Below are 21,376 nucleotides of genomic sequence, written 5' to 3' on the forward strand. Positions count from 1 at the left end.
CATTGTGCTACGCAGCCCACTGAAACAGCCAAATTTTTCCTTTCCCCTACTGCCCTACTGCCGTACTCCCTTATTCCCTGCTAGCGAAGCGAGCATTCCATGCCTTACGACCAGAAGAAGATCGTCGAAGCTATCCGCGCCTTCGAACGCGGCGAGATCGTCGTCGTCATGGACGATGACGGGCGCGAGAATGAAGGCGACCTGATCGTCGCCGCCGTCCACTGCACGCCGGAGAAGATGGCCTTCATCGTGCGTAACACCTCGGGCATCGTCTGCACGCCGATGCCACGCGAGGAAGCCAAGCGGCTCAACCTGCAGCCGATGGTCGCCGACAATGATTCCGCCCACACCACCGCCTTCACCGTCAGCGTCGATTTCAAGCATGGCACGACGACAGGCATTTCGGCCGACGACCGCACGCTGACCGTGCGCAACCTCGCCAATGGCAATGTCGGCGCTTCCGATTTCGTCCGCCCGGGCCACATCTTTCCGCTGATCGCGCGCGAAGGCGGCGTGCTGATGCGTTCGGGCCATACCGAAGCCGCGGTCGATTTGTGCAAGCTCGCCGGTCTGCCGCCGATCGGCGTCATTTCCGAACTGGTCAATGATGACGGCACCGTCAAGCGCGGCCCGCAGGTGCAGGCTTTCGCCGAGGAGCATGGCCTCAAGCAGGTGTCGGTCGCCGACCTCATCGCCTACCGCCAGCGCAAGGAAACGCTGGTCGAGCGCGTCGCCTGCTCCGATATCGACACGCTTGGCGGCAAGGCGCAGGTCTTCACCTACACGCTTCCCTGGGACACGATGCATCACGTCGCTATCGTCTTCGGCGATATCCGCGACGGCGAGGACGTGCCGGTGCGCCTGCATTCCGAGGATGTGGTGACCGACGTCTTCGGCACCAGCCACCGGCTGGACGCCATCATGAAAGCGATGGGCGAGCGCAAGCGCGGCGTCATCGTCTATCTCAGAGAGGGTTCGGTCGGCGTCGCCCACCAGGAGCGGAAGCGTCCGCTAAGCGGCGACCGCGAGGATCATGAAGAGGCCCGCCGTCGCGAGAACGAATGGCGCGAGATCGGCCTCGGCGCGCAGATCCTGAAGGATCTCGGCATTTCCTCGATCAACCTGATCGCCTCGCGCGAGCGCCATTATGTCGGCCTCGAAGGCTTTGGCATCCACATCGCCAAGACCGAGATTATCTAGGCCATGTTGATATTCAGGTGAGGTCGGCCTGACCTGAATCTCGACATATCCTGGCGGTCACTCGGCCGGAACAGCGGCGGCGTCGCATCCCTCCAGCTCGCATTTATGGGTGGCAAGGCTGCGCTGGCCAAGCAGCACGGTGATCAGCGCGATGGTGCCTGCCGCCACTGAAACCCAGAACCCGCTCTGGGCGCCGAACGCATCCACCACCGCGCCGGCGACGAACGCGCCCAGCGCCATGCCGATGCCGATCCCTGTCGTCACCCAGGTGATGCCCTCGGTCAGCATTGCTTCCGGCACATGCCGCTCGATCAGGCCGAAAGCGGTGATGAAGGTCGGCGAGATCGCCACGCCGCTCAGGAACACGGTCAGGGCCAGCAGCGGCACTGAGCCAGCCGTGAGCGGCAGCAATGTGCTGAGCGCCAGGGTGGCGACTGCAATGGCGAGTTGCCGCTGTAGCGGCGCTTTCAGGTTGAGCGCGCCGACCACAATGCCGAGCGCGAACGATCCCACTGCATAGACGCCGATGACGAGGCTGGCGGCACTGGGCTGGCCGAGCTCCTTGGTGAGCGCTATCGTGCTGACCTCCGTCGTCGCGAAGGTCGCGCCAACGAAAATTATGGCGAAGGTGATGATCTGCACGGGCCGCAGACGTATTGCCGAGCCGGCGGAGCCATCACCAACCGGCCGCACTTGTGGTTCGGTTGAACGCTGCAGGATGAACGCGGCCCAGCCAATGGCAAGAAACAGCGTGCTTGCGAGAACGCCGGCTTCCGGAAACAGCGCAGCGCTAAGTCCCACCGAAAGCGATGCGCCGACAATATAGACCAGCTCGTCCGCGACCGACTCGAACGCGAATGCAGTGTTCATTTGCGGACGTCCGCGAAAAAGCTCGGTCCAGCGCGCGCGAACCATTGCCGGCATGCTGGGCATGGCGGCGGCCGCCAGTGCCGACACGAACAGCGTCCATACCGGCCAGTCCTGATTGGCCGCAACAATCAGCACCGCAAAGGCGATAAATGTGATGAGGGTGGTGGGGACCGCAACCCGCGTCTGGCCAAGTCGGTCCACCAGCCTCGACGTTTGCGGCGAGACGAATGCGTTGCCGAGAGCGAATGTCGCCGAGACCGCACCCGCCAACCAGTATTCGCCGCGCGTCTGCGACAGCATGGCGACGATGCCGATCGGCGCCATGGCGATCGGCAGGCGCGCGATGAAGCCGGCGGCCGCAAAGCCCTTGGCTCCCGGAGCACGAAAGATTTCAGCATAGGGGTTTTGCATGGCGGTTCCTCGACAAAAGGCGATCTGACAATTACATACGGAGCGTATGAGGATTAGATAGACCATACGCGACGTATGTCAATTGGCATACGGAACGTATGTGGATAAGGCCAGGCAGAATGCACAGACCCCGCAAGGAGATGATTGCCGAGACGCGCGCCAAGCTGATCGCCGCGGCGCGCCAGGCCTTCGGCACGACAGGCTATGCCGAAGCGTCGATGGATGATTTCACTGCCTCGGCCGGACTGACGCGCGGCGCGCTCTATCATCACTTCGGCGACAAGAAGGGACTGCTGGAGGCGGTTATCGCCGAAATCGACGGCGAGATGGCGGCTCGGGTGAATGAGGTCGCCTCGAAAGCGCCGACTCGCTGGCAACACTTCGTCGACGAATGCACGACCTATATCGAGATGGCGCTGGAGCCGGAAATCCAGCGCATCATGTTCCGCGATGGTCCAGCCGTGCTGGGCGATCCGGCGCAATGGTCCAATGCCAATGCCTGCGTCGGTTCAATGACCGATCATCTGACCGCGCTGCAGGGGGAAGGGGTGGTCGTCCCGAGCGTCGACCCCGAGACCGCCGCACGGCTGATCAATGGCGCCAGCAGCCAGGCGGCGCAGCGGATCGCCAATTCGAACGATCCCGAAGCGACATCGAAGATGGTGGTGGCGGCCTTCAAGCAGCTGCTTGAAGGCCTCCTCAGAAAACCAGGTTCATAACAGACCCAAATCCCCGTTGGGCGCCTCGCTGACCACCGCCCCCGATTGACCAATCTATGGGGTGAGCGCATCCTTCGCAGCCATCTCTGAGGGGAGATTCGGAGCCATGTGGGATTTCGAGATCGGCCGGTCGGTGTCCATCATGATCAGGACCTGGCCCTTCATTGTCTTTCGCATGATCGTCTATTTCGGCATCACTCTGGCCTACATCGTGGCGACCGGCACGGGCGCCTCCGTCGGTTATGGCGTCGGCCATATCTCCACCGATCCCGACGGGCCAATGTCCTTCGCCCTGTGGGGTGGCGTGGTCGGTTTCGGCATCGTTTCGATCGCCGTCTATTGGATCCGCGAATACATCCTCTACGTCGTCAAGGCTGGCCATATCGCCGTCATGGTCCATCTGATCGATGGCCGGGATGTTCCCGATGGCCAGAACCAGATCGCCTATGCAAAGCAGGTCGTCACAGAGCGTTTTGCCGAGGCCAATATCCTTTTCGTCGTCGACCAGCTGGTCAAGGGCGCCATCCGCGCCATCACCGGCCTGCTCGGCGGCATCGCCGCTTTCCTGCCGATCCCGGGCCTGAGCGGCCTGGTCTCCTTCATCAACACGGTGATCCGCCTGTCGCTGACCTATGTCGACGAGATCATCCTCGGCTACAACATCCGCATCAATTCGTCCTCGCCCTTCGAGACGGCCCGACAAGGCGTCGTGCTCTACGCCCAGAACGGCAAGACCATGGTCAAGAACGCCGTCTGGCTGGCGGTCATCATGTGGGGCGTGTCTTTCGTCATCTTCCTGCTGATGCTGGCCCCGGCCGCCGCCATTTTGTTCATGATGCCAGGGCAGCTCGCCGGCTGGGCCTTCGTGCTCGCCATCGTCTTCGCCTGGGCCTTCAAGGCGGCCTTCATCGAGCCATTCGCCATCGCTTGCCTGATGCAGGTCTATTTCAAGACCATCGCCGGCCAGGTGCCCGATCCGGCCTGGGATGCCCGGCTGGCCGAAGCGTCGTCGAAGTTCAGGGAGTTGAAGGACAAGGCGCTGGCCTCCTTTGGCGGGTCGCGCTGGGGTACTGCAGGCGCGACACGCTGATCGGCGGGATGCGCGGGCGCGATAACAGCGATGTTGAGGTCCGCCACGGCTGACTTGAGCCGCGCCTCGCCTTGCCCGCAAAAAGTTTCGCTCGTGATCAATTCGGGCAGCGGCAGCCGTCGGCCCCAGCCATGCGTTTCAAGGTCCGGTTTCGGCGCGAATTCCGAGACACGGCCGACGCAGAGATAGGCGATCGGTGTCACGTGCTCGGGAATGGCCAACAGGCTCTTCAGCGCTTGCGGCTCGATGATGCTGACCCAACCAACGCCGACGCCTTCGGCGCGCGCCGCCAGCCAGAAATTCTGCACCGCGCAGACCGTGCTGTAGAGATCCATCTCCGGATTGTGCCAGCGTCCCAATGGCGACCCCTGCGAACGTTGGCGGTCGCAGGTGATGCAGATGTTGAGCGCGCTTTCGCAGATGCCTTCCAGTTTGAGCTTGCGGTAGAGCGCCTGTTTGTCTTCTTCGATTTCAGGCAGTTCCTGTTCTCGCGCGGCCAGGAACAGGTCGCGCACCTCCGCCCGTCGCGCGGCATCGCGGATGACAATGAAATTCCACGGCTGCATGAAACCGACAGACGGCGCGTGATGGGCGGCAAGCAGCAGCCGCGCCAGCACCTCATCATCGAGTGCCGTGGGGAGGAAATGGCTGCGCACGTCGCGCCGCGTGAACATGGCGCGGTAGACCGCGTCGCGCGCTATCTGGTCAAATCCGTCGTTCATAGAATCCGGCATCGCTTGTCCCCTTGCGATCGCAGTCCATGTCCTCCGCCTGACCATGCGGATGACGATGCCTGCCAGGCCGGTCTTCTGGCTCGGGATCAACCCGCGTCCGGTGCCTTCCCGTCATCGACAGTGGCATTTACCGGCGCGGTCCCCCTCACAGCGTTGGGCACGCCACGGAGTTCAACCGTGTTCCCGATTCTCCCGCTTGCGGCGGGCACCAGGCAGTGGCGGGACCTTACGCCGAAGCGCCTGCGGCGCCAATCCCCGCAGCGACGCCGATGGACGCAGGCGTGATTTTCCCCAGCGATCGAGCCGCAATGCATGGCCATCGCGGCGCCGGGGCACTAGATAGGGAGCATGACAACCCGTCTCTACACCCACCCGATCTTTCTTGAGCACATCACACCGCCCGGTCACCCCGAACGGCCGGACCGCTTGCGCGCCATCGAGCGCGTCCTCGACGACGAAGCCTTTGCCGCGCTTGATCGCGTCAAGGCGCCGGAGGGCGACGAGGCCACCATCCTCTACGCGCATCCCGCCGATTTCGTCGCGCGCATCCGCGCCGCCATTCCCGAAGAGGGCCTTGCCCGCGTCGATGCCGACACCACCGCCAGCCCGAAGAGCTGGCAGGCGGTGATCACCGCCATCGGTGCCGCCAACGCTGCTGTCGATGATGTTTTTTCAGGCCGCGCCGACAATGTCTTCGTCGCCGCGAGGCCGCCTGGTCACCATGCCGAAAAAACGACGGCGATGGGCTTCTGCTTCTTCAACACGGCGGCGATCGCGGCGCGCTATGCGCAGAAGAAGCATGGCGTCGAGCGTGTCGCGGTCGTCGACTGGGACGTGCACCATGGCAACGGCACGCAGGATATTTTCTGGGACGATCCGTCGGTGCTCTATTGCTCGACGCACCAGATGCCGCTCTATCCCGGCACCGGCGCGACGAGCGAGACCGGCGCCGGCAACATCGTCAACGCGCCTTTGGCGCCGCAGACCGGCAGCGAGGTGTTTCGCGATGCCTTCCTGTCGCGCGTCCTGCCGGCGCTCGACAATTTCGCGCCCGATCTGATCATCATTTCGGCGGGCTTCGACGCACACCACCGCGACCCGCTGGCCGAGATCAATCTGACCGAAGACGATTTCGACTGGGCGACCGGCCAGCTGATGCAGCGCGCGGCCCGCCACAGCGGCAACCGGCTCGTCAGCCTGCTTGAGGGCGGCTACGATCTGCAAGGATTGGCATTTTCGGTCGCCGCCCATGTCGGGCGACTGATGAAAGGATGAATAATGGCTGCTGAGACCAATGAAGACGTCAAGGCGATGAGCTTCGAGCAGGCACTCGACGCGTTGGAGAAGATCGTCGATGATCTGGAGCGTGGCGACGTGCCGCTCGACCAGTCGATCAAGATCTATGAGCGCGGCGAGGCGCTGAAGGCGCATTGCGACCGGCTGCTGAAGGCCGCTGAGGACAAGGTCGAGAAGATCAGGCTGTCGCGCGACGGCAAGCCGGTTGGCACGGAGCCGCTCGACGCGGATTGATGCACAGTCGCGAACGGCGGTCTTGCCTCGCCGGTTTTTGGACACGATCATGGTTGGGGATTAAACTCATCCCGATTGAAACGGCTCCAGGACGAGAGGAGATACGGAAGCGATGTGCAGAAACATCAAGACCCTGTTCAATTTTGATCCGCCGGCAACCAATGACGAAGTCCGCGACGCAGCCCTTCAGTTCGTCCGCAAGCTGAGCGGAACGACACGGCCGTCGAAGCAGAACCAGCACGCGTTCGACCACGCCGTCGAAGCCATTGCGGCATCAGCGCGCGAGTTGCTCGATTCGCTCGAAACCCACCAGCATCCGCGCAATCGTGAAGAGGTGGCGGCGAAACTACGGGCAAAGTCAGCCATCCGCTTTGCCTGATGCCGCCAAAGCGGCCCTTGGCCGCTGACAAGGAGAGTTCATGAGCTTCTTCCCAGGGAAAGACCCTGAAGCCGGCGACGCCTTTGCCAGCGACCAGATCGAATTGATGGTGATACCAAACGCCAAGGACATTGGTGGTTTTCCGGTCCGTCGCGCTCTGCCGACCGCCAAAAGGCGGCTGGTCGGGCCTTTCATCTTTTTCGATCGCATGGGCCCGGCGATCCTGCGCGCCGGCCAGGCGCTCGATGTCCGTCCCCATCCGCATATCGGCCTGTCGACAGTGACCTATCTGTTCGACGGCAAGATCCGGCATCGCGATTCGCTGGGCACGGAAATGGTGATCCAGCCCGGCGACGTGAATTTGATGACCGCCGGCCGCGGCATCGTCCACTCCGAGCGCACGCCCGAGGAACTGCGCGGTGCGCCAATGTCGATCTCCGGCCTGCAGACATGGCTGGCCTTGCCTGATGGCAAGGAAGAGGTCGCGCCGGTGTTCGAGAACACGGCTGCCTTGCGGCTGCCCGAGATCGACGCCGAAGGTGTCCGCGGTCGCGTGGTCATCGGTGACTTCCAGGGGCTGCGCTCGCCAGTGCGGGCCGATACCGAGACGCTCTATGCTGATCTCAGGTTGACGCCGGGCGCCAGCGTGAAAATCCCGGCCGATGCGGAAGAGCGCGCCATCTATACGCTGGAAGGCGAGGTCTCGATTTCGGGCGATGTTTTCCCGGCGGAGCGGCTGCTGGTGTTCCGGCCCGGTGACGAGATCGTCGTATCGTCGGATACCGGCGCGCATTTCATGCTGTTCGGCGGTGCCTCGCTCGGCTCGCAGCGCTACATCTGGTGGAATTTCGTTTCCTCGTCGAAGGAACGCATCGAACAGGCCAAGCAGGAATGGAAGACGGGCCGCTTCGATATCGTTCCTGGAGATGAGGAAGAGTTCATCCCGCTGCCGGAAAACTAATGAATATCGCCCAAAAGGCGCCCGGTTTCGGGACCACGATAGGCACGAAAACAAGGACTTGAAAGCGCGGGCATAAGCTGTTTCGACGCGCTGTGCTTTTGGCAGCGGGCCCGCGTCACTGGCACGCATTTACTTTCGCAGGCCGGCGGCCTATCCCGCCGTTGAACAGAAAGCCTGAGCACCCGTGAACGCAACGCCGCATACGCCGCTTCTCGACAAGGTCCGCATTCCGGCGGATTTGCGCGCGCTTGACGAGAACGAATTGCCGCAACTGGCGTCCGAACTGCGCCTTGAACTGGTCGATGCGGTGTCCCGCACCGGCGGCCATCTTGGCGCCGGCCTCGGCGTGGTCGAACTGACGGTGGCGCTGCACTATGTCTTCAACACGCCGGATGACCGGCTGATCTGGGATGTCGGCCATCAGGCCTATCCGCACAAGATTCTCACCGGTCGCCGCGACCGCATCCGCACACTGCGCCAGGAAGGCGGCCTGTCCGGCTTCACCCGCCGCACCGAGAGCGAATATGATCCGTTTGGCGCGGCGCACTCCTCGACATCGATATCGGCCGGCCTCGGCATGGCCGCCGCCCGCGATCTCGCGGGTGGCCGCAACAATGTCATCGCCGTCATCGGTGACGGCGCCATGTCGGCGGGCATGGCCTATGAGGCGATGAACAATGCCGGCGCGCTCGATGCCCGGCTCATCGTCATCCTCAACGACAACGATATGTCGATCGCCCCACCGACCGGCGCCATGAGCGCCTATCTGGCGCGTCTCGCCTCGGGCAAGGCCTATGCCGGCCTGCGCGACTTCGGCAAGAAACTGACATCCTATCTCGGCAAGCGCGCCGACCGCGCCATCACACGGGCGGTCGAGCATGCACGCGGCTATGTCACCGGCGGCACCTTGTTCGAGGAGCTCGGCTTCTACCACATCGGCCCGATCGACGGTCACAATCTCGAACATCTGATCCCGGTGCTCAAAAACGTCCGCGACAATGGCGAAGGCCCGGTGCTGATCCATGTCGTCACCCAGAAGGGCAAGGGCTACGCGCCGGCGGAAGAAGCCGCCGACAAATATCACGGCGTCAACAAGTTCGACGTCATCACCGGGGCGCAGGCCAAGGCGCCGGCCAACGCACCGGCCTACACCAAGGTGTTCGCCGAAAGCCTGATCCAGGAGGCCCGCGAGGACGACCGCATCGTCGCCGTCACCGCCGCCATGCCGAGCGGCACGGGGCTCGACCTGTTTGGCGAAGTGTTCCCGTCAAGGACCTTCGATGTCGGCATCGCCGAACAGCACGCTGTGACCTTCGCCGCCGGTCTCGCGACCGAAGGCTACAAGCCGTTCGCGGCGATCTATTCGACCTTCCTGCAGCGCGCCTACGACCAGGTCGTCCACGACGTCGCGATCCAGAAACTGCCGGTGCGTTTCCCGATCGACCGTGCCGGCTTCGTCGGCGCCGATGGCGCTACCCATTGCGGCGCCTTCGACACCACCTTCCTGGCGAGCCTGCCGGGCTTTGTCGTGATGGCTGCGGCCGATGAGGCGGAACTGCGCCACATGGTGCGCACCGCGGCAAGCTATGATGACGGCCCGATCGCCTTCCGCTATCCCCGCGGCAACGGCGTCGGCGTCGACATGCCGGAGCGCGGTTCGGTCCTTGAAATCGGCAAGGGCCGCATCGTCAGGGAAGGTAGCAAGGTGGCGCTATTGTCCTTCGGCACGCGGCTGCAGGATTGCCTGATCGCTGCTGAAGAACTCGGCGCGGCCGGGCTTTCCACCACAGTTGCCGATGCCCGCTTCGCTAAGCCGCTCGACGAAGATCTGATCCGGCGGCTGGCCCGCTCGCACGAGGTTCTGGTGACGGTGGAGGAGGGCGCCATCGGCGGCTTCGCCAGCCACGTGCTGCAGTTCCTTGCCCATGAAGGACTGCTGGAAAGCGGCCTGAAGGTGCGCCCGCTGGTGCTGCCCGATGTGTTCGCCGACCACGCCAAGCCGGAAAAGATGTACGCCGATGCCGGCCTCGACGCCGCCGGCATCGTGCGCACCGTTTTCACGGCGCTCGGTCATACGGCCCGCGCTCAACGCGCGTGACTCAAAATCTCAAGCGCTTGAATCAGTTTGCCGGCTTGATTTCTTAACGCATTGTTTACGCTGCCGTTTGGCGCTTTGCTTACCGTGTCTCTTGGCCGTTTTTTCAACGGCGCCCTGCTAGATGGTGATCAGGCAGGGAGACAATACAATGAGAACGCTTCTGTGTGGCGTGGCGCTTTCAGCCACCATCGCAGCATCCGCCGCCGAAACGCCTTACGACCGCAGTCTCGAAAAAGCAGCGGTGGGCATCGTCGCCAGCAAGATGGGCGATATCAGGGGCGGCTTTTCCTACAAGCAGGTGCCGCAGCTCGTCGTCCTGCCCGATCCCGTGCCTGCGTCCGCGGTTGCGGCTGAGCCTCCACGGGAGCAAGCTTCAGGGGATGGGCACGACGGTCTGTCTCCTGCCGTCGAGCGCCAGGTGTCGCGCAACATTTTCTAAAACCACATATCGCGGACGCAGCGGCCATCGCGCGGCAGGTCGTCGTATGAGTCGAGGCCATCGAAATGGTCGATCGGCAGATCGGCGATGGCCTCCGGCGGCGCCAGCCGTACATTGACGGCGATGCGTGTTCGACCGGAGGCGCCGGCGCGCAAGCCGCGCCAGGCCAGCACGCAAGCACAGGTCGGGCAGAACAGGATTTCGAGCGACGGCGTGTCCTTCCCGGCACGCGTATAGCTGCCCGTCGGGCCCGCAACACGGATGCGTTCGTCGACATAATCATAGGCCCAGAGCGTGCCATAGCGCCGGCAAAGCGTGCAGTTGCAGGCTGTGATCGGCCCAGGATCGCCCTCCAGGGTCCAGTGGGTTGCACCACAGTGACAGGTTCCCGTCAGCATTCCTTCTCTCCCAGGTTTCGACGAGCGAGGGCTCTGCTGACGACCATTTTGCCGGACTTGATAAGGTGCGCGCAAGCCGCCAAGCGGCTCGATGCGTTCGCCGCTCTTCCCTTGTTGCGCCCAATGTCCTTGCCTTCGCTGCCGGCTTTCGCCATGAAGGCCGATGAACTCGCCTCTGCCAGCCAGCACACGCCAGCGGCTCGACGACCTGCTCGTCCAGCGCGGCCTGTTTGCCAGCCGCTCGCGTGCCCGTGACGCGGTCGAGCGCGGCGCGGTGACGGTCGACGGCGTCATGGCCCGCAAGCCCGGTCAGAACGTTTCGCCGCAATGCCTTGTTGCCATCGATGATCCGGCGCAGGGCTATGTTTCGCGCGCGGCGCTGAAGCTGATCGGCGGGCTCGACCATTTTAGTCTCGACCCAGCCGGCTGCGAAGCGCTCGACATCGGGGCCTCGACCGGTGGGTTCACCCAGGTGCTGCTCGAACGCGGTGCCTCCCATGTCATGGCAATCGATGTCGGACACGGCCAGATGCATCCCGATGTCGGCAAGGACCCACGCGTGACGGTCATCGAGGGCTTGAACGCCCGCGATCTCACTGCTGCAGATCTTGCCGGCCGTGCTCCGGATTTCATCGTTTCCGACGTCAGCTTCATCTCGCTGAAACTGGCGTTGCCGCCGGCGCTCGCCCTTGCGAAACCCGGTGCCGCCGCGATCTTTCTGGTCAAACCGCAATTCGAGGCCGGTCGCGAGGCGATCGGCAAGGGCGGTCTGCTGAAAGACCCCTTCGATGCCGCCCGTGTCGCCGGCCTGCTGCAGGATTGGCTTGATGCCGTACCCGGCTGGCGCTCGCTCGGCCTGCATCTGTCGCCGATCGAAGGTGGCGACGGCAATCGCGAATTCCTGCTCGGTGGGATCAAGGATCGATGAGCACGCGCTTCACCATCAAAAAGCTGGGCGCCCAGGGCGACGGCATCGCCGAGACGGAAAGCGGCGATCTGTTCATTCCCTTTACGCTTCCTGGCGAGACCGTCACCGCCGCGCGCGAAAGGGATCGCGCCGCGTTGATGGCGGTGCTGGCGGCCTCGCCGCTGCGCATCGAACCCGCCTGCCGCCATTTTACCGAATGCGGCGGTTGCGCCCTGCAACATTTCGAGGCCGAAGCCTATCGCCAGTGGAAACGCGACAAGGTGGTGCACGCCCTGAAGGGCTTCGATTGCGACATCGATGCGCTGGTCGCCTGCGCGCCGCACACGCGCCGCCGTGTCGTGCTCGCCGCCCGGCGCAGCGACACGGGGATGCTGCTCGGCTTCAACCGCCATCTGTCGCCGGAAATCATCTCCATATCCGAATGCCCGATCTCGCTGCCCGAGATCGTCGCAGCACTCGACCGGTTGAGAGCGCTCGCAGACTTGATATGCGCCACCACCAAATCGTTCCGGATGGCGGTCACGGTGACGGGTTCCGGCCTCGACGTCGCGGTGCATGACTCCGGCAAGCTCGGCGAACACCAGCGCCGCATCGCCTCCAATTTTGTCCTTGCGCAAGGCTTTGCCAGACTGTCCATCGATGACGAGATCGTCATCGAGCCAAGGAAGCCCGTGGTCATGTTCGGCAGCGTCGCGGTCGCCGTGCCGCCGGGTGCCTTCCTGCAGGCGACCGAGGCCGCCGAACAGACCATGGCCGAGATCGTTGGCGGCCATCTGAGGCGCGCCAAGAAAGTCGCCGATCTTTTCGCCGGCTGCGGCAGCTTTGCCTTGCGGTTGGCCGTGAAGTCGGAAGTCCATGCGGTGGAAGGCGATGCGGCGGCCCTCTCGGCGCTCGACCGGGGGGCGCGTTTCGCGACCGGCCTGAAGCGGGTGACGGGCGAACGCCGCGACCTGTTCCGCCGGCCGCTGACCTTCAAGGAGTTGAACGCCTTTGACGGACTTGTCTTCGATCCGCCGCGCGCGGGCGCCGAGGACCAGTCGAAGCAGATCGCCCGCTCGGATGTTCCCTTGGTTGCAGCGGTGTCCTGCAACCCGGTGACGCTGGCGCGCGACCTGCGCATCCTCATCGATGGCGGCTACACCTTGAAAAGTGTCACGCCGATCGATCAGTTCCTGTGGTCGCCCCATGTCGAGGCGGTCGCCTTGCTGGAAAAGCCGCGAAAGCGGCGATAGCGTCGTTCGCATTTTTGCTTCGGTTCACGCGCAACCGAAAATCATCACATTTTCTTGAGGTTGTCGCGACGGACGAGCTTCCTGAAGTCGCGCCGCAAAGCCGCCCCTTTGCGCCGGTCTATTTCGGAATCACTGGAGGAGGGAACCATCCTGCTCCATGACCGTTTGTTTCACATGGTGGCCAGAAATGCGGACGCTCCAGAAATTCCTCGGGTTCTTCCTCCTCTTCATTTTCATGGCCGCTTCGGCGACGGGGGTCCTTGCGCAGGGCGAAAAACGCCTCGCTTTCGTGATCGGCAATGCCGCCTATCCTTCGGGCGCGCTCGCGACTCCGGCCAATGATGCCGGCCTGATCGCACAGACTTTGCAAGCGGCGGGGTTCGATGTGGTCGGCGCGCGCGATGTCGACCAGGAATCGCTGCGTGGCACGTTGCGCGATTTCCTCGGCAAGGTTTCTGCCGCCGGTCCCGACGCGGTCGTCTTCGTCTATCTCGCCGGCCATGGTGTGCAGTTCGAAGGCGAGAACTACTTCTTGCCGGTCGATGCCCAGATCGCCAATCCAACCGACGTCCCGCTTCAGGGGATGCGGCTCTCCGATGTCTCCAAGTCGCTAGCCGGACTGCCGACGAAGGTCAACATCGTCGTGCTCGATGCGGCGCGGCCGAATGCATTCCCGCAGACGAACCAGCCGCTGGCCGGAGGTCTCGCGCTGGTCGATCCCGATCCGAACATGCTTATTGCATTCAATGCCGCTCCGGGAACCGTCGCGCCGGAGGGCAAGGGTCCATACGGCGCCTATGCCCAGGCGCTGGCCGAGATGATGCGCGAAGGCGGCCTGCCGCTTGACGATGTTTTCGATCGCACGCGCCTGCGCGTCAACGAGGTGACCCAGGGCGCGGAAGTTCCGTGGAGCGCCTCAAAGATCACGGCGCCCTTCGTCTTCTTCGACCGCGCTCCGGATGCGCCCGCGCCCAAGGTCTCGGAGGCTGAGTCCCAGGCCAACCGGACCAGAGAGATCCGCGACTTCGACGCCCACGACGCCTATGTCGCGGCCCTCGACCGTGACACGCTACGCGGCTACGAGGATTTCATCGGCGCCTACCCACACGATCCAATGGCCAAGCGTGTGCGTGCCATCATCGCTGCGCGGCGCGAAGCGGTCACTTGGCGCGAAACCTGGCTCCAGGATACACCGGAAGCCTACTGGTCGTACCTCGATCGCTATCCGCACGGCCCGCATGCTTGGGATGCCCGCCGCCGGCTCGAGCATTTCGATGCAGCGCTGGAGCCGCCGGAGGATTTCACCGTCTACGCTTATGATGTGCCGCCGCCGCCGGAGGAGGAAATCATCTATGTCGACCGGCCGGTGCTCTATTTCGACGATCCCGATTTCGACTTCGAGCCGCCGCCACCGGTCGCGGTGATCTTCCTGCCGCCGCCGCCGCCGGATTTCATCGTGTTGGCGCCCCCGCGACCGGCAGTCGATGTCTTCGTTCTGCCAGTACCGGTCTTCGTGCCGGTGCCGGTGTGGGTTAACCCGCCGCGCAACATCGTGCCGCCGCGCGACAACATCGTCTTCAACAACATCCACAACACCATCATCAACAACACGGCGATCAACAACGAGACCAACAGTCAGGCTGGGCAGTCCAATGGCAACGCGCCGGGCGCTCTCACCACCGGCCAAAAGCTCGGCGCCGCCGCAGGCCTGGGCGCGGCCGCGCTCGCGGCCAAGGTCGCGCTGCCGCCCCTGCTGCAGAAAAGGGCCGCGCTGGCCAAGCACAACCCGGGCGGCCTGCCGGCGAAGCTTGGCCAGGGTGCGGCGCAGGGCCAGCAGCCAGGTGGCACTACGCCGATGTCGAAGACGCTCTCGACGGATCACGCTCTGCCGGGAGCGAACGGCAAGACGCTGCCGCTCGTCAACGGCAAACCGCCAGTGCTCAACGGACAGAATTTGGCCAATAACAGGTCAAGGAAGCTGCTTGGCCAGCAAGGCACCTTGGGCGGCAACCAGCAGTCTACCGGAAATGCCGGCGCTGCCGTTACCGGACAGGGCAATGGCCAGCAGAACGGAGCCGGCAATGGGCTGGGCAAGAACGGCAAGTTCCGCAAGCTGCCGACCGTTAACGGTGCACCGGCCGGCCAGGGCCAGAGCGCACAGGAAAAATTCAGGAAGAACAATCCAGCCGTCCTCTCCGATCAGGGTGGCGGCAAGCCGAAGAAGCTGACGCGCAAGGATCTGTCCGTCGGCCAGGCCGTTGTCGAACCGAGCGATCAGGCTTCGGGCAACGGGAACAAGAAGTTTCGCAAGCTGCCGACCGTCAACGGTGCACCGGCCGGCCAGGGCCAGAGCGCACAGGAAAAATTCAGGAAGAACAATCCAGCTGTCTTCTCCGACCAAGGTGGCGGCAAGCCGAAGAAGCTGACGCGCAGGGATCTGTCCGCCGGCCAGGCCGTTGTCGCACCGGGCGCCGGAAACAAGAAGTTTCGCGAGCTGCAGACCGGCGGTGGAGGTTCCGCTGGTGCGGAAGTCAACGTCCAGCGGAACTTCAAGGTCAACAAGCCGCAGAAGCCGGAATTCCAGGCACAACCGCAAGTGCGGCAGCCACCACCGGCACAGCAAAAGCCACAGCCGCAACCCGGCAGGAAGCCATCTTGCGGGCACCCCAACGAGCCTGCCTGCAAATGATAATGCAAGTCGCCCAGAGGCGACACGCATGAAAACTAAGGCTTAACGCGCGCCGACCGGAGTTGTGTGAGGCAATGTCGAGGGCGGAAGAGAGGGGTGTGGAATCCTCCGTCTCGACTGTCGGAACTCGCCAAACGCCGCAGTTGCCTGGACCGCTCCGGTCCTGAACAGGCTCAGTCTACGAGCTTGGCAACATTGACGAGGCTCTTCGGCGTGCCACCCCGCTTGTTGATCGAAACCCAGATATTCGGGTTCTGCTGCGACTGGCGTTTCACGAAGTAGTAGCCGGTCGCGTTCCACGGCCTGATTTCGTTGACCAGATTGTCGAGCACCAGATCGCCTTTGTCGGTTTTCACCGTCAGGATGGTGTGGCCTTCATTGTCGAGGTCGTGCACCACGGTCATCAGCAGCGCCTGCCGGGGGAATCCAGCCTCCTGAAGAAGTTTACGCTTGTAGAGCGCGTAAATCTTGCAGTCGCCCTTGCCGTCAACCGGGTAATCCCAGTGGTCCGCCATCGTGCCCCAGTGATCGAAATTGCTGACGGGTTTGATGGCACTGTTCGCCTTCTGATTTATCCGCTTGAGGGTGCGCAGATTCTGCGCGGTCAGCTTGACATTGGTGGCCGGCAGAGCGGGCACCTTGCACTCTTTTGGTCGGCGATGGCAGAAATCGACCCAACCGTAGGGGACGCTGGTGGAGCCGCCCACGGCGGCAGAGAGTGACCCATCCTTAGATGGTTGCATCGATATTCGCTTGTACAAGGTCGACTGTGCCGCCGCCGAGCTGACTTGCAGTGATGTCGCACCAATCAGCGAAACGAAGCCAAGCAGGATAGACGAAATCAGGACGGAGGAACGCCGCATTGCCGAAACCACCACCGCAACGAAGGAAACTGGTGCTGCGTTCGTGCGCAAAAGGCAGCCCAGGCAGTCAGACACTTAACAATTTCCTGACGTGGATTGTGTTCGCTTCAAGGTCCCCACCAGGATTCAGGCTGGAAAACGCCGGCCTCAGCCCGTCGCTGAGAGAATACGCGCCACAAAGGCAGGCACTATCTGTGTCGCTGGACCTTCCATCTGTTCGTCGAAACGGGAGGCCCAGCCGGCACATTTCAAGTTGAGTTCGATCGTCAAGGCGCCGGCAGCGCGCGCCTCCTCGACGAAGCCCGCCGCCGGGTAAACGCTGCCGCTCGTTCCGATTGCCAGGAACAGGTCGCAACGCGTCAGCGCCTCGCCGATCTCTTCCATGCGGTAGGGCATCTCCCCGAACCAGACCACGTCGGGCCGCAACTTGCCCTTAGCGCCGCAGGTCGGGCATCCGGATTGAACCACGGTGTCACCGGCCCAGGCGCTGCTTCTGCCACAGTCCTGGCAAAGCGCGCGGCCGAGTTCGCCATGCATATGGATCAGGTTTCGCGAGCCGGCGCGCTCATGCAGATCGTCGATGTTCTGTGTGACGAGGAGGACGTCGCCCTGGACTTCGCGCTCAACCCTGGCCAGTGCTGCGTGGGCAGCGTTCGGTTCGACGCCGCCCATCTGCCGCCGGCGCATATTGTAGAAATCCTGCACCTTGGCGGGGTCGCGGGCAAAACCTTCGGGCGTCGCAACATCTTCGAGGTTGAATTTCGCCCACACACCATCGGGGTCGCGAAACGTTGCGACCCCCGATTCCGCGGAAATGCCGGCGCCTGTCAGAATGACGATCTTGGATCTGGACATGATCGCTTGCCCCCGGAAACATCTCTTAGGAGGCGACGTTACCGGAACGGTCCCAAGGCCTCAAACCCGGGTGCCGCCGACCGTCATCTGGTTCATCCTGAGATGCGGCTGGCCGACGCCGACCGGCACGCCTTGTCCGGCCTTGCCGCACATGCCGATGCCATTGTCGAGCTTCATGTCGTTGCCGACCATCGAGACGCGGTGCATGGCATCCGGCCCGTTGCCGATCAGCATCGCGCCCTTGATCGGCTGCGTCACCTTGCCGTTCTCGATCATGTAGGCCTCGGTGCAGCCGAACACGAATTTGCCCGACGTGATGTCGACCTGACCGCCGCCGAAGGAGACGGCGTAGATGCCGTTCTTGACCGAAGCGATGATCTCGTCCGGCTCCATGTCGCCTGACGTCATGTAGGTGTTGGTCATGCGCGGCATCGGCTGGTGGGCGTAGCCTTCACGCCGGCCGTTGCCGGTGGCTTTCATGCCCATCAGCCGGGCGTTCTGCCGATCCTGCATGTAGCCGACCAGTTTGCCGTCCTCAATCAGCACGTTGCGGGCCGAAGGCGTGCCTTCATCATCGACGGTGAGCGAGCCGCGCCGTTCCGGGATGGTGCCGTCGTCGACGACGGTGACGCCCTTGGCGGCGACCTGCTGCCCCAGCAGGCCGGCGAAGGCCGAGGTCTTCTTGCGGTTGAAGTCGCCTTCCAGCCCGTGCCCGACGGCCTCGTGCAGCATGACACCCGGCCAGCCGCTGGACAGCACGATATCGAAGGTGCCGGCCGGGGCGGGGATCGCCTCGAGATTGACCAGCGCCTGCCTGAGCGCCTCCTTGGCCGCGTGCTTCCAGCTGTCCTCGATCAGGAAGTCGCCAAAAGCCTTGCGTCCGCCCATACCGTAGGAGCCGCTTTCCTGGCGGTCGCCATCGCCGACCACGACCGAGACGTTGATGCGGACCAGCGGCCTGATATCGCGCACCATCTGGCCGTCGGCGCGGACGATCTCGACATGCTGCCAGGACGCGGCAAGCGAGGCTGTCACCTGGCGCACGCGCGGATCCTCGGCGCGCAGCCAGGCGTCGATTTCCTGCAGCAGCTTTGCCTTGGCCTCGAAAGAGGGCGAGGGGATCGGATTCTCCTCGCCGTAGAGATGGCGGTTGGTGCGGGCGGGTGCTGCGGCAAGCGTGCCGGAATGGCCACCCTTGACGGTCGAGACGGCGGCGGCCGCGCGCAGCAGCGAGGCCTCGGACAGGTCGCTCGAATGGGCGTAGCCGCTGGCTTCACCGGCGACCGCGCGCAGGCCAAAGCCCTGGTCGGTGCTGAAATTGGCGGTCTTCAGCCGGCCATTGTCGAACATCAGCGCTTCGCTCTCGCTGTATTCGAGAAACAGTTCGCCGTCGTCGGCGCCGTTGATGGTGTCGGCGACGATCTGCTTGATGCGATCGTCGGAAATGTCGAATTGGCCGATCAGGCTGTTCATGGCGCATCCGTTCGTGGGAAGAGAGCTGGTTTCCCACGATGTAGGCGCGAAGCCGCGCCGAGACAATCGCCCCCGACGCGCTGTGCGGGCAAATGCGATCGCCGACAGGCCGCCAGCGTCACTTTTGGTTGATGAAATCCTTGATGTTGGTGGTCATCGAATCCCAGTTCGAGAACTGTTCCTCGAGATTGGCCTTGGTGATGCCGCCGATGAAGCTGACATCCATCTTGAAGTTGGAACCGTCACCGGAGAAGGCCTTCACCCAGCGATACTTCTTGTTCCACTCGTTGGCCTGCTCGGCCGTGAAGGCGTCGGTGTAGCCCGAGGAAAACTGGATGGATTTGCACTTCTCGTGGTTTTCGCAGCCATAGAAGTAGATCAAGTACTTCATGCCTTCGAGCCGGCCGGAGACCATGGGGTCGCCACCATCGTCCTTGTCCAGCTTGGCCGAGCCGTAACCCTTGGCAATGTCGAGAATTGCAGCCGGATCAGGCGTTGTGATGACTTCGCTATCTTCAGCCCAAGCAACGGAAACCGCGCCGGTCGAAATCAGACCGGCGGATAGAAGCAATGAAAACGAGCGCATGATGATCCCCACCGCCAAAAACCCGCATCCCCTGGGAATTCTGCGTCAGGGCAGGGTTTTTCGCAAGCGTCCTGCTGTCAGGGCAGGGCGGCGAAGCCGTCGGCAAAACCCTTGAGGTCGACAGGGATGCCGATGCCTTCTTCAGGCGTCTGAAAGACGATGAACGTCGCCGACGTGCCGGTCTTTAGCGTGTCGAGCAGCGGCTTTTCGAGAATGACTTCCGCGTAGCAGCCGTCCTGGAAGCAGCGCACGAAATAGGCGCGGCCGATGTCCTTGCCGTCGACATTGAGGCCGAGGCCGTTCGGCAAAAGCACGCCGAGCGGCGCCAGCACGCGCAGGATCTCGGCCTTGTTGTCGGCGGTGCGCAGCACGACGACCGACAGCCCCATCTCCGGACGATCCTCGGCGACGACATTCTGCATCATCACGCATTGTTCAGAGGTTGCACCGGCCGGCGTGTCGCAGATGATCGACCATGCGCCATGCGTCGAGCGCACCGTGCCGCTCGGCTGGGCGGCATTGGCCTGACCGGTGACGAACAGACCGGCCGCGGACAAGATAGCGAGAAACACGGCCTTCGCCAGTGCTCTCGAAAGCTCCTGTCGCGTATGCCTCAGTCCCGAAAGCCAAGAGTTCATGACGGCTCCATTGCGAATCACGGCACTTTAAGCCGCGCCAATGCCAAGTAAAGGACGAGACCGCGGCCGAACTGTCCCGAAACAGGCAATACAGCGCTTTTCCCTGCCAAATTCGCCTGAATTACGACGCTTCGCACACCCCGCCAGCATGAGGCCGGCAACCCGCCGAACATACGCGATTCGTCGCCGTGGCCGCTGCCCCGGAAGGGCCATGCCAGCTTGCGCGCAAAAATGCCGCACAGTTTCCTCCGCTCCTTTCTTGCGGAGGGAAAAAGAGTATGGTTTGAACCACCTTGAGACTGTCGGGATTCCCGTCCCGGCATTGTTCGTTATTCTCGTTGGCACGGCCGCGAGGAACTGGGAGACGAAGAGGGCGATGAGAAATTTCCTAGCAGACGCCAGGTTTCTAGCCAGTGCCAAGTTTCTGGGTGCTTGTGCTGCCACCGCGTTTTTCGCCGGCACATCCGCCCATGCCGATCAGCCCGTGGCGTGGGAAACGACCTTCCAGGCGCCAGCGACCGACATGATGCGGCAGATCGAGTGGTTCGGAAACTACACGATGTGGTTCATCGTCCCGATCACCCTGTTGGTGCTGTTCCTTCTTGCCTATTGCATCTTCAGATTCCGGGCGAGCGCCAATCCGGTTCCCTCCAAGACCAGCCACAACACGTTTATCGAGGTGATTTGGACGGTCGGACCCGTCATCGTGCTGCTGCTGATCGCCATTCCTTCGTTCCAGCTCCTGACCGCGCAGTACACGCCGCCGGAAGAAGCCAAGCTGACCGTCAAGGCGACCGGCAACCAGTGGAACTGGGACTACGAATACCAGACCGACAACACGCTTACCTTCAACTCCGCCATCCTCCAGGATGGTGACCGCGCTGCCGCCGGCAAGGAGGACCGCAAGGTCTATCCGCGCCTGCTCGCCGTCGACAACGAGTTGGTGGTGCCGGTCAACACGATGACCCGCGTGCTTGTCACTGCGACCGACGTGATCCACTCCTTCGCCATGCCGTCTTTCGGCATCAAGATCGACGCCGTTCCGGGGCGCACTAACGAAACCTGGTTCAAGGCGGAGAAGGAAGGTATTTTTTACGGCCAGTGCTCGCAGCTGTGCGGCAAGGACCATGCCTTCATGCCGATTGCCATCCGTGTCGTCTCCGATGCGCAGTTCAAGACCTGGCTGGCGGCAGCCAAGACCAATCTGCCCGGCGCCAACAAGACGTTGATGGCCGAGGTCGACGGCCAGAACAAGGTAGCGGCCGCCGGCAATTGATGCCGCG

General features: G+C 63.1%; 20 protein-coding genes, 1 pseudogene and 1 riboswitch. Of the genes and pseudogenes, 13 read left to right on the forward strand and 8 right to left on the reverse strand.

Annotated features, from left to right (window positions below; genetic code table 11):
- Window positions 1–99 precede the first annotated feature (99 nt).
- The gene (gene ribB, locus AC1D05_RS34595; protein WP_477447350.1) at window positions 100–1,200 is read left to right on the forward strand and encodes a 3,4-dihydroxy-2-butanone-4-phosphate synthase; all 1,101 of its coding nucleotides are present in this window, start codon (window positions 100–102) and stop codon (window positions 1,198–1,200) included.
- A gap of 57 nt (window positions 1,201–1,257) precedes the next feature.
- On the opposite strand, the gene AC1D05_RS34600 is transcribed toward ribB, so the two are convergent.
- Window positions 1,258–2,481, reverse strand: coding sequence for an MFS transporter (locus AC1D05_RS34600; protein WP_477447352.1), 1,224 nt, complete (start codon window positions 2,479–2,481; stop codon window positions 1,258–1,260).
- Window positions 2,482–2,600: 119 nt separating this feature from the next.
- On the opposite strand from AC1D05_RS34600, the gene AC1D05_RS34605 reads away from it, so the two are divergent.
- Complete coding sequence (locus tag AC1D05_RS34605; protein WP_258584948.1) at window positions 2,601–3,200, forward strand: TetR/AcrR family transcriptional regulator; 600 nt, start codon at window positions 2,601–2,603, stop codon at window positions 3,198–3,200.
- A gap of 106 nt (window positions 3,201–3,306) precedes the next feature.
- Window positions 3,307–4,290, forward strand: coding sequence for a hypothetical protein (locus tag AC1D05_RS34610; RefSeq protein WP_477447354.1), 984 nt, complete (start codon window positions 3,307–3,309; stop codon window positions 4,288–4,290).
- 95 nt (window positions 4,291–4,385) lie between these two features.
- Here AC1D05_RS34610 and bluB read toward each other — a convergent pair.
- A pseudogene (bluB, locus tag AC1D05_RS34615) lies at window positions 4,386–5,024 on the reverse strand (5,6-dimethylbenzimidazole synthase); the annotation flags it as partial.
- Between the two features lie 48 nt (window positions 5,025–5,072).
- A riboswitch (cobalamin riboswitch) is annotated at window positions 5,073–5,252 on the reverse strand.
- 120 nt (window positions 5,253–5,372) lie between these two features.
- Here bluB and AC1D05_RS34620 point away from each other — a divergent pair.
- The 6 genes from AC1D05_RS34620 (at window position 5,373) to AC1D05_RS34645 (ending at window position 10,431) form a co-directional block, all read left to right on the forward strand.
- Window positions 5,373–6,299, forward strand: coding sequence for a histone deacetylase family protein (locus tag AC1D05_RS34620; protein WP_477447356.1), 927 nt, complete (start codon window positions 5,373–5,375; stop codon window positions 6,297–6,299).
- Window positions 6,300–6,302: 3 nt separating this feature from the next.
- Entirely contained in the window at window positions 6,303–6,554 is a 252-nt protein-coding gene (locus AC1D05_RS34625; RefSeq protein ID WP_027034215.1) for an exodeoxyribonuclease VII small subunit, read from the forward strand.
- Between the two features lie 112 nt (window positions 6,555–6,666).
- The gene (locus AC1D05_RS34630) at window positions 6,667–6,933 is read left to right on the forward strand and encodes a DUF2277 domain-containing protein (protein ID WP_023759114.1); all 267 of its coding nucleotides are present in this window, start codon (window positions 6,667–6,669) and stop codon (window positions 6,931–6,933) included.
- A 40-nt stretch (window positions 6,934–6,973) separates the two neighbouring features.
- Window positions 6,974–7,894: a pirin family protein gene (locus AC1D05_RS34635; RefSeq protein WP_477447358.1), complete on the forward strand. Its 921-nt coding sequence runs from the start codon at window positions 6,974–6,976 to the stop codon at window positions 7,892–7,894.
- Window positions 7,895–8,078: 184 nt separating this feature from the next.
- Window positions 8,079–9,992 (forward strand): 1-deoxy-D-xylulose-5-phosphate synthase, encoded by a 1,914-nt coding sequence (dxs, locus tag AC1D05_RS34640; RefSeq protein WP_477447360.1) that lies wholly within the window; start codon window positions 8,079–8,081, stop codon window positions 9,990–9,992.
- A gap of 148 nt (window positions 9,993–10,140) precedes the next feature.
- Complete coding sequence (locus AC1D05_RS34645) at window positions 10,141–10,431, forward strand: hypothetical protein (RefSeq protein ID WP_477447362.1); 291 nt, start codon at window positions 10,141–10,143, stop codon at window positions 10,429–10,431.
- On the opposite strand, the gene AC1D05_RS34650 is transcribed toward AC1D05_RS34645, so the two are convergent.
- On the reverse strand, window positions 10,428–10,829 hold the full coding sequence (locus AC1D05_RS34650) for a GFA family protein (protein WP_477447364.1): 402 nt from the start codon (window positions 10,827–10,829) through the stop codon (window positions 10,428–10,430). The genes AC1D05_RS34645 and AC1D05_RS34650 overlap by 4 nt on opposite strands.
- Window positions 10,830–10,992: 163 nt before the next feature.
- On the opposite strand from AC1D05_RS34650, the gene AC1D05_RS34655 reads away from it, so the two are divergent.
- The 3 genes from AC1D05_RS34655 to AC1D05_RS34665 all read left to right on the forward strand — a co-directional run bounded on the left by AC1D05_RS34655 (window position 10,993) and on the right by AC1D05_RS34665 (window position 15,678).
- Complete coding sequence (locus tag AC1D05_RS34655) at window positions 10,993–11,757, forward strand: TlyA family RNA methyltransferase (protein ID WP_477447366.1); 765 nt, start codon at window positions 10,993–10,995, stop codon at window positions 11,755–11,757.
- Window positions 11,754–12,989: a class I SAM-dependent RNA methyltransferase gene (locus tag AC1D05_RS34660; protein WP_477447368.1), complete on the forward strand. Its 1,236-nt coding sequence runs from the start codon at window positions 11,754–11,756 to the stop codon at window positions 12,987–12,989. The genes AC1D05_RS34655 and AC1D05_RS34660 overlap by 4 nt, the downstream gene beginning before the upstream one ends.
- 187 nt (window positions 12,990–13,176) lie before the next feature.
- Entirely contained in the window at window positions 13,177–15,678 is a 2,502-nt protein-coding gene (locus tag AC1D05_RS34665) for a caspase family protein (protein WP_477447370.1), read from the forward strand.
- Between the two features lie 173 nt (window positions 15,679–15,851).
- Here AC1D05_RS34665 and AC1D05_RS34670 read toward each other — a convergent pair whose 3' ends face one another.
- The 5 genes from AC1D05_RS34670 to AC1D05_RS34690 all read right to left on the reverse strand — a co-directional run bounded on the left by AC1D05_RS34670 (window position 15,852) and on the right by AC1D05_RS34690 (window position 20,093).
- Window positions 15,852–16,541 (reverse strand): transglutaminase-like cysteine peptidase, encoded by a 690-nt coding sequence (locus AC1D05_RS34670; RefSeq protein ID WP_477447397.1) that lies wholly within the window; start codon window positions 16,539–16,541, stop codon window positions 15,852–15,854.
- A 147-nt stretch (window positions 16,542–16,688) separates the two neighbouring features.
- Window positions 16,689–17,396, reverse strand: a complete 708-nt coding sequence (locus tag AC1D05_RS34675; RefSeq protein ID WP_477447372.1) for an NAD-dependent deacylase — start codon at window positions 17,394–17,396, stop codon at window positions 16,689–16,691.
- Between the two features lie 60 nt (window positions 17,397–17,456).
- Window positions 17,457–18,869 (reverse strand): metalloprotease TldD, encoded by a 1,413-nt coding sequence (gene tldD, locus AC1D05_RS34680; RefSeq protein ID WP_477447374.1) that lies wholly within the window; start codon window positions 18,867–18,869, stop codon window positions 17,457–17,459.
- Between the two features lie 118 nt (window positions 18,870–18,987).
- On the reverse strand, window positions 18,988–19,455 hold the full coding sequence (locus tag AC1D05_RS34685; protein ID WP_477447376.1) for a YbjN domain-containing protein: 468 nt from the start codon (window positions 19,453–19,455) through the stop codon (window positions 18,988–18,990).
- A 77-nt stretch (window positions 19,456–19,532) separates the two neighbouring features.
- The gene (locus AC1D05_RS34690; protein WP_475451837.1) at window positions 19,533–20,093 is read right to left on the reverse strand and encodes an invasion associated locus B family protein; all 561 of its coding nucleotides are present in this window, start codon (window positions 20,091–20,093) and stop codon (window positions 19,533–19,535) included.
- A gap of 376 nt (window positions 20,094–20,469) precedes the next feature.
- Here AC1D05_RS34690 and coxB point away from each other — a divergent pair, with 376 nt between their 5' ends.
- Window positions 20,470–21,369: a cytochrome c oxidase subunit II gene (gene coxB, locus AC1D05_RS34695; RefSeq protein WP_477447378.1), complete on the forward strand. Its 900-nt coding sequence runs from the start codon at window positions 20,470–20,472 to the stop codon at window positions 21,367–21,369.
- Window positions 21,370–21,376: the final 7 nt, after the last annotated feature.

This window comes from Mesorhizobium sp. P2_E9 (genome assembly GCF_056403815.1).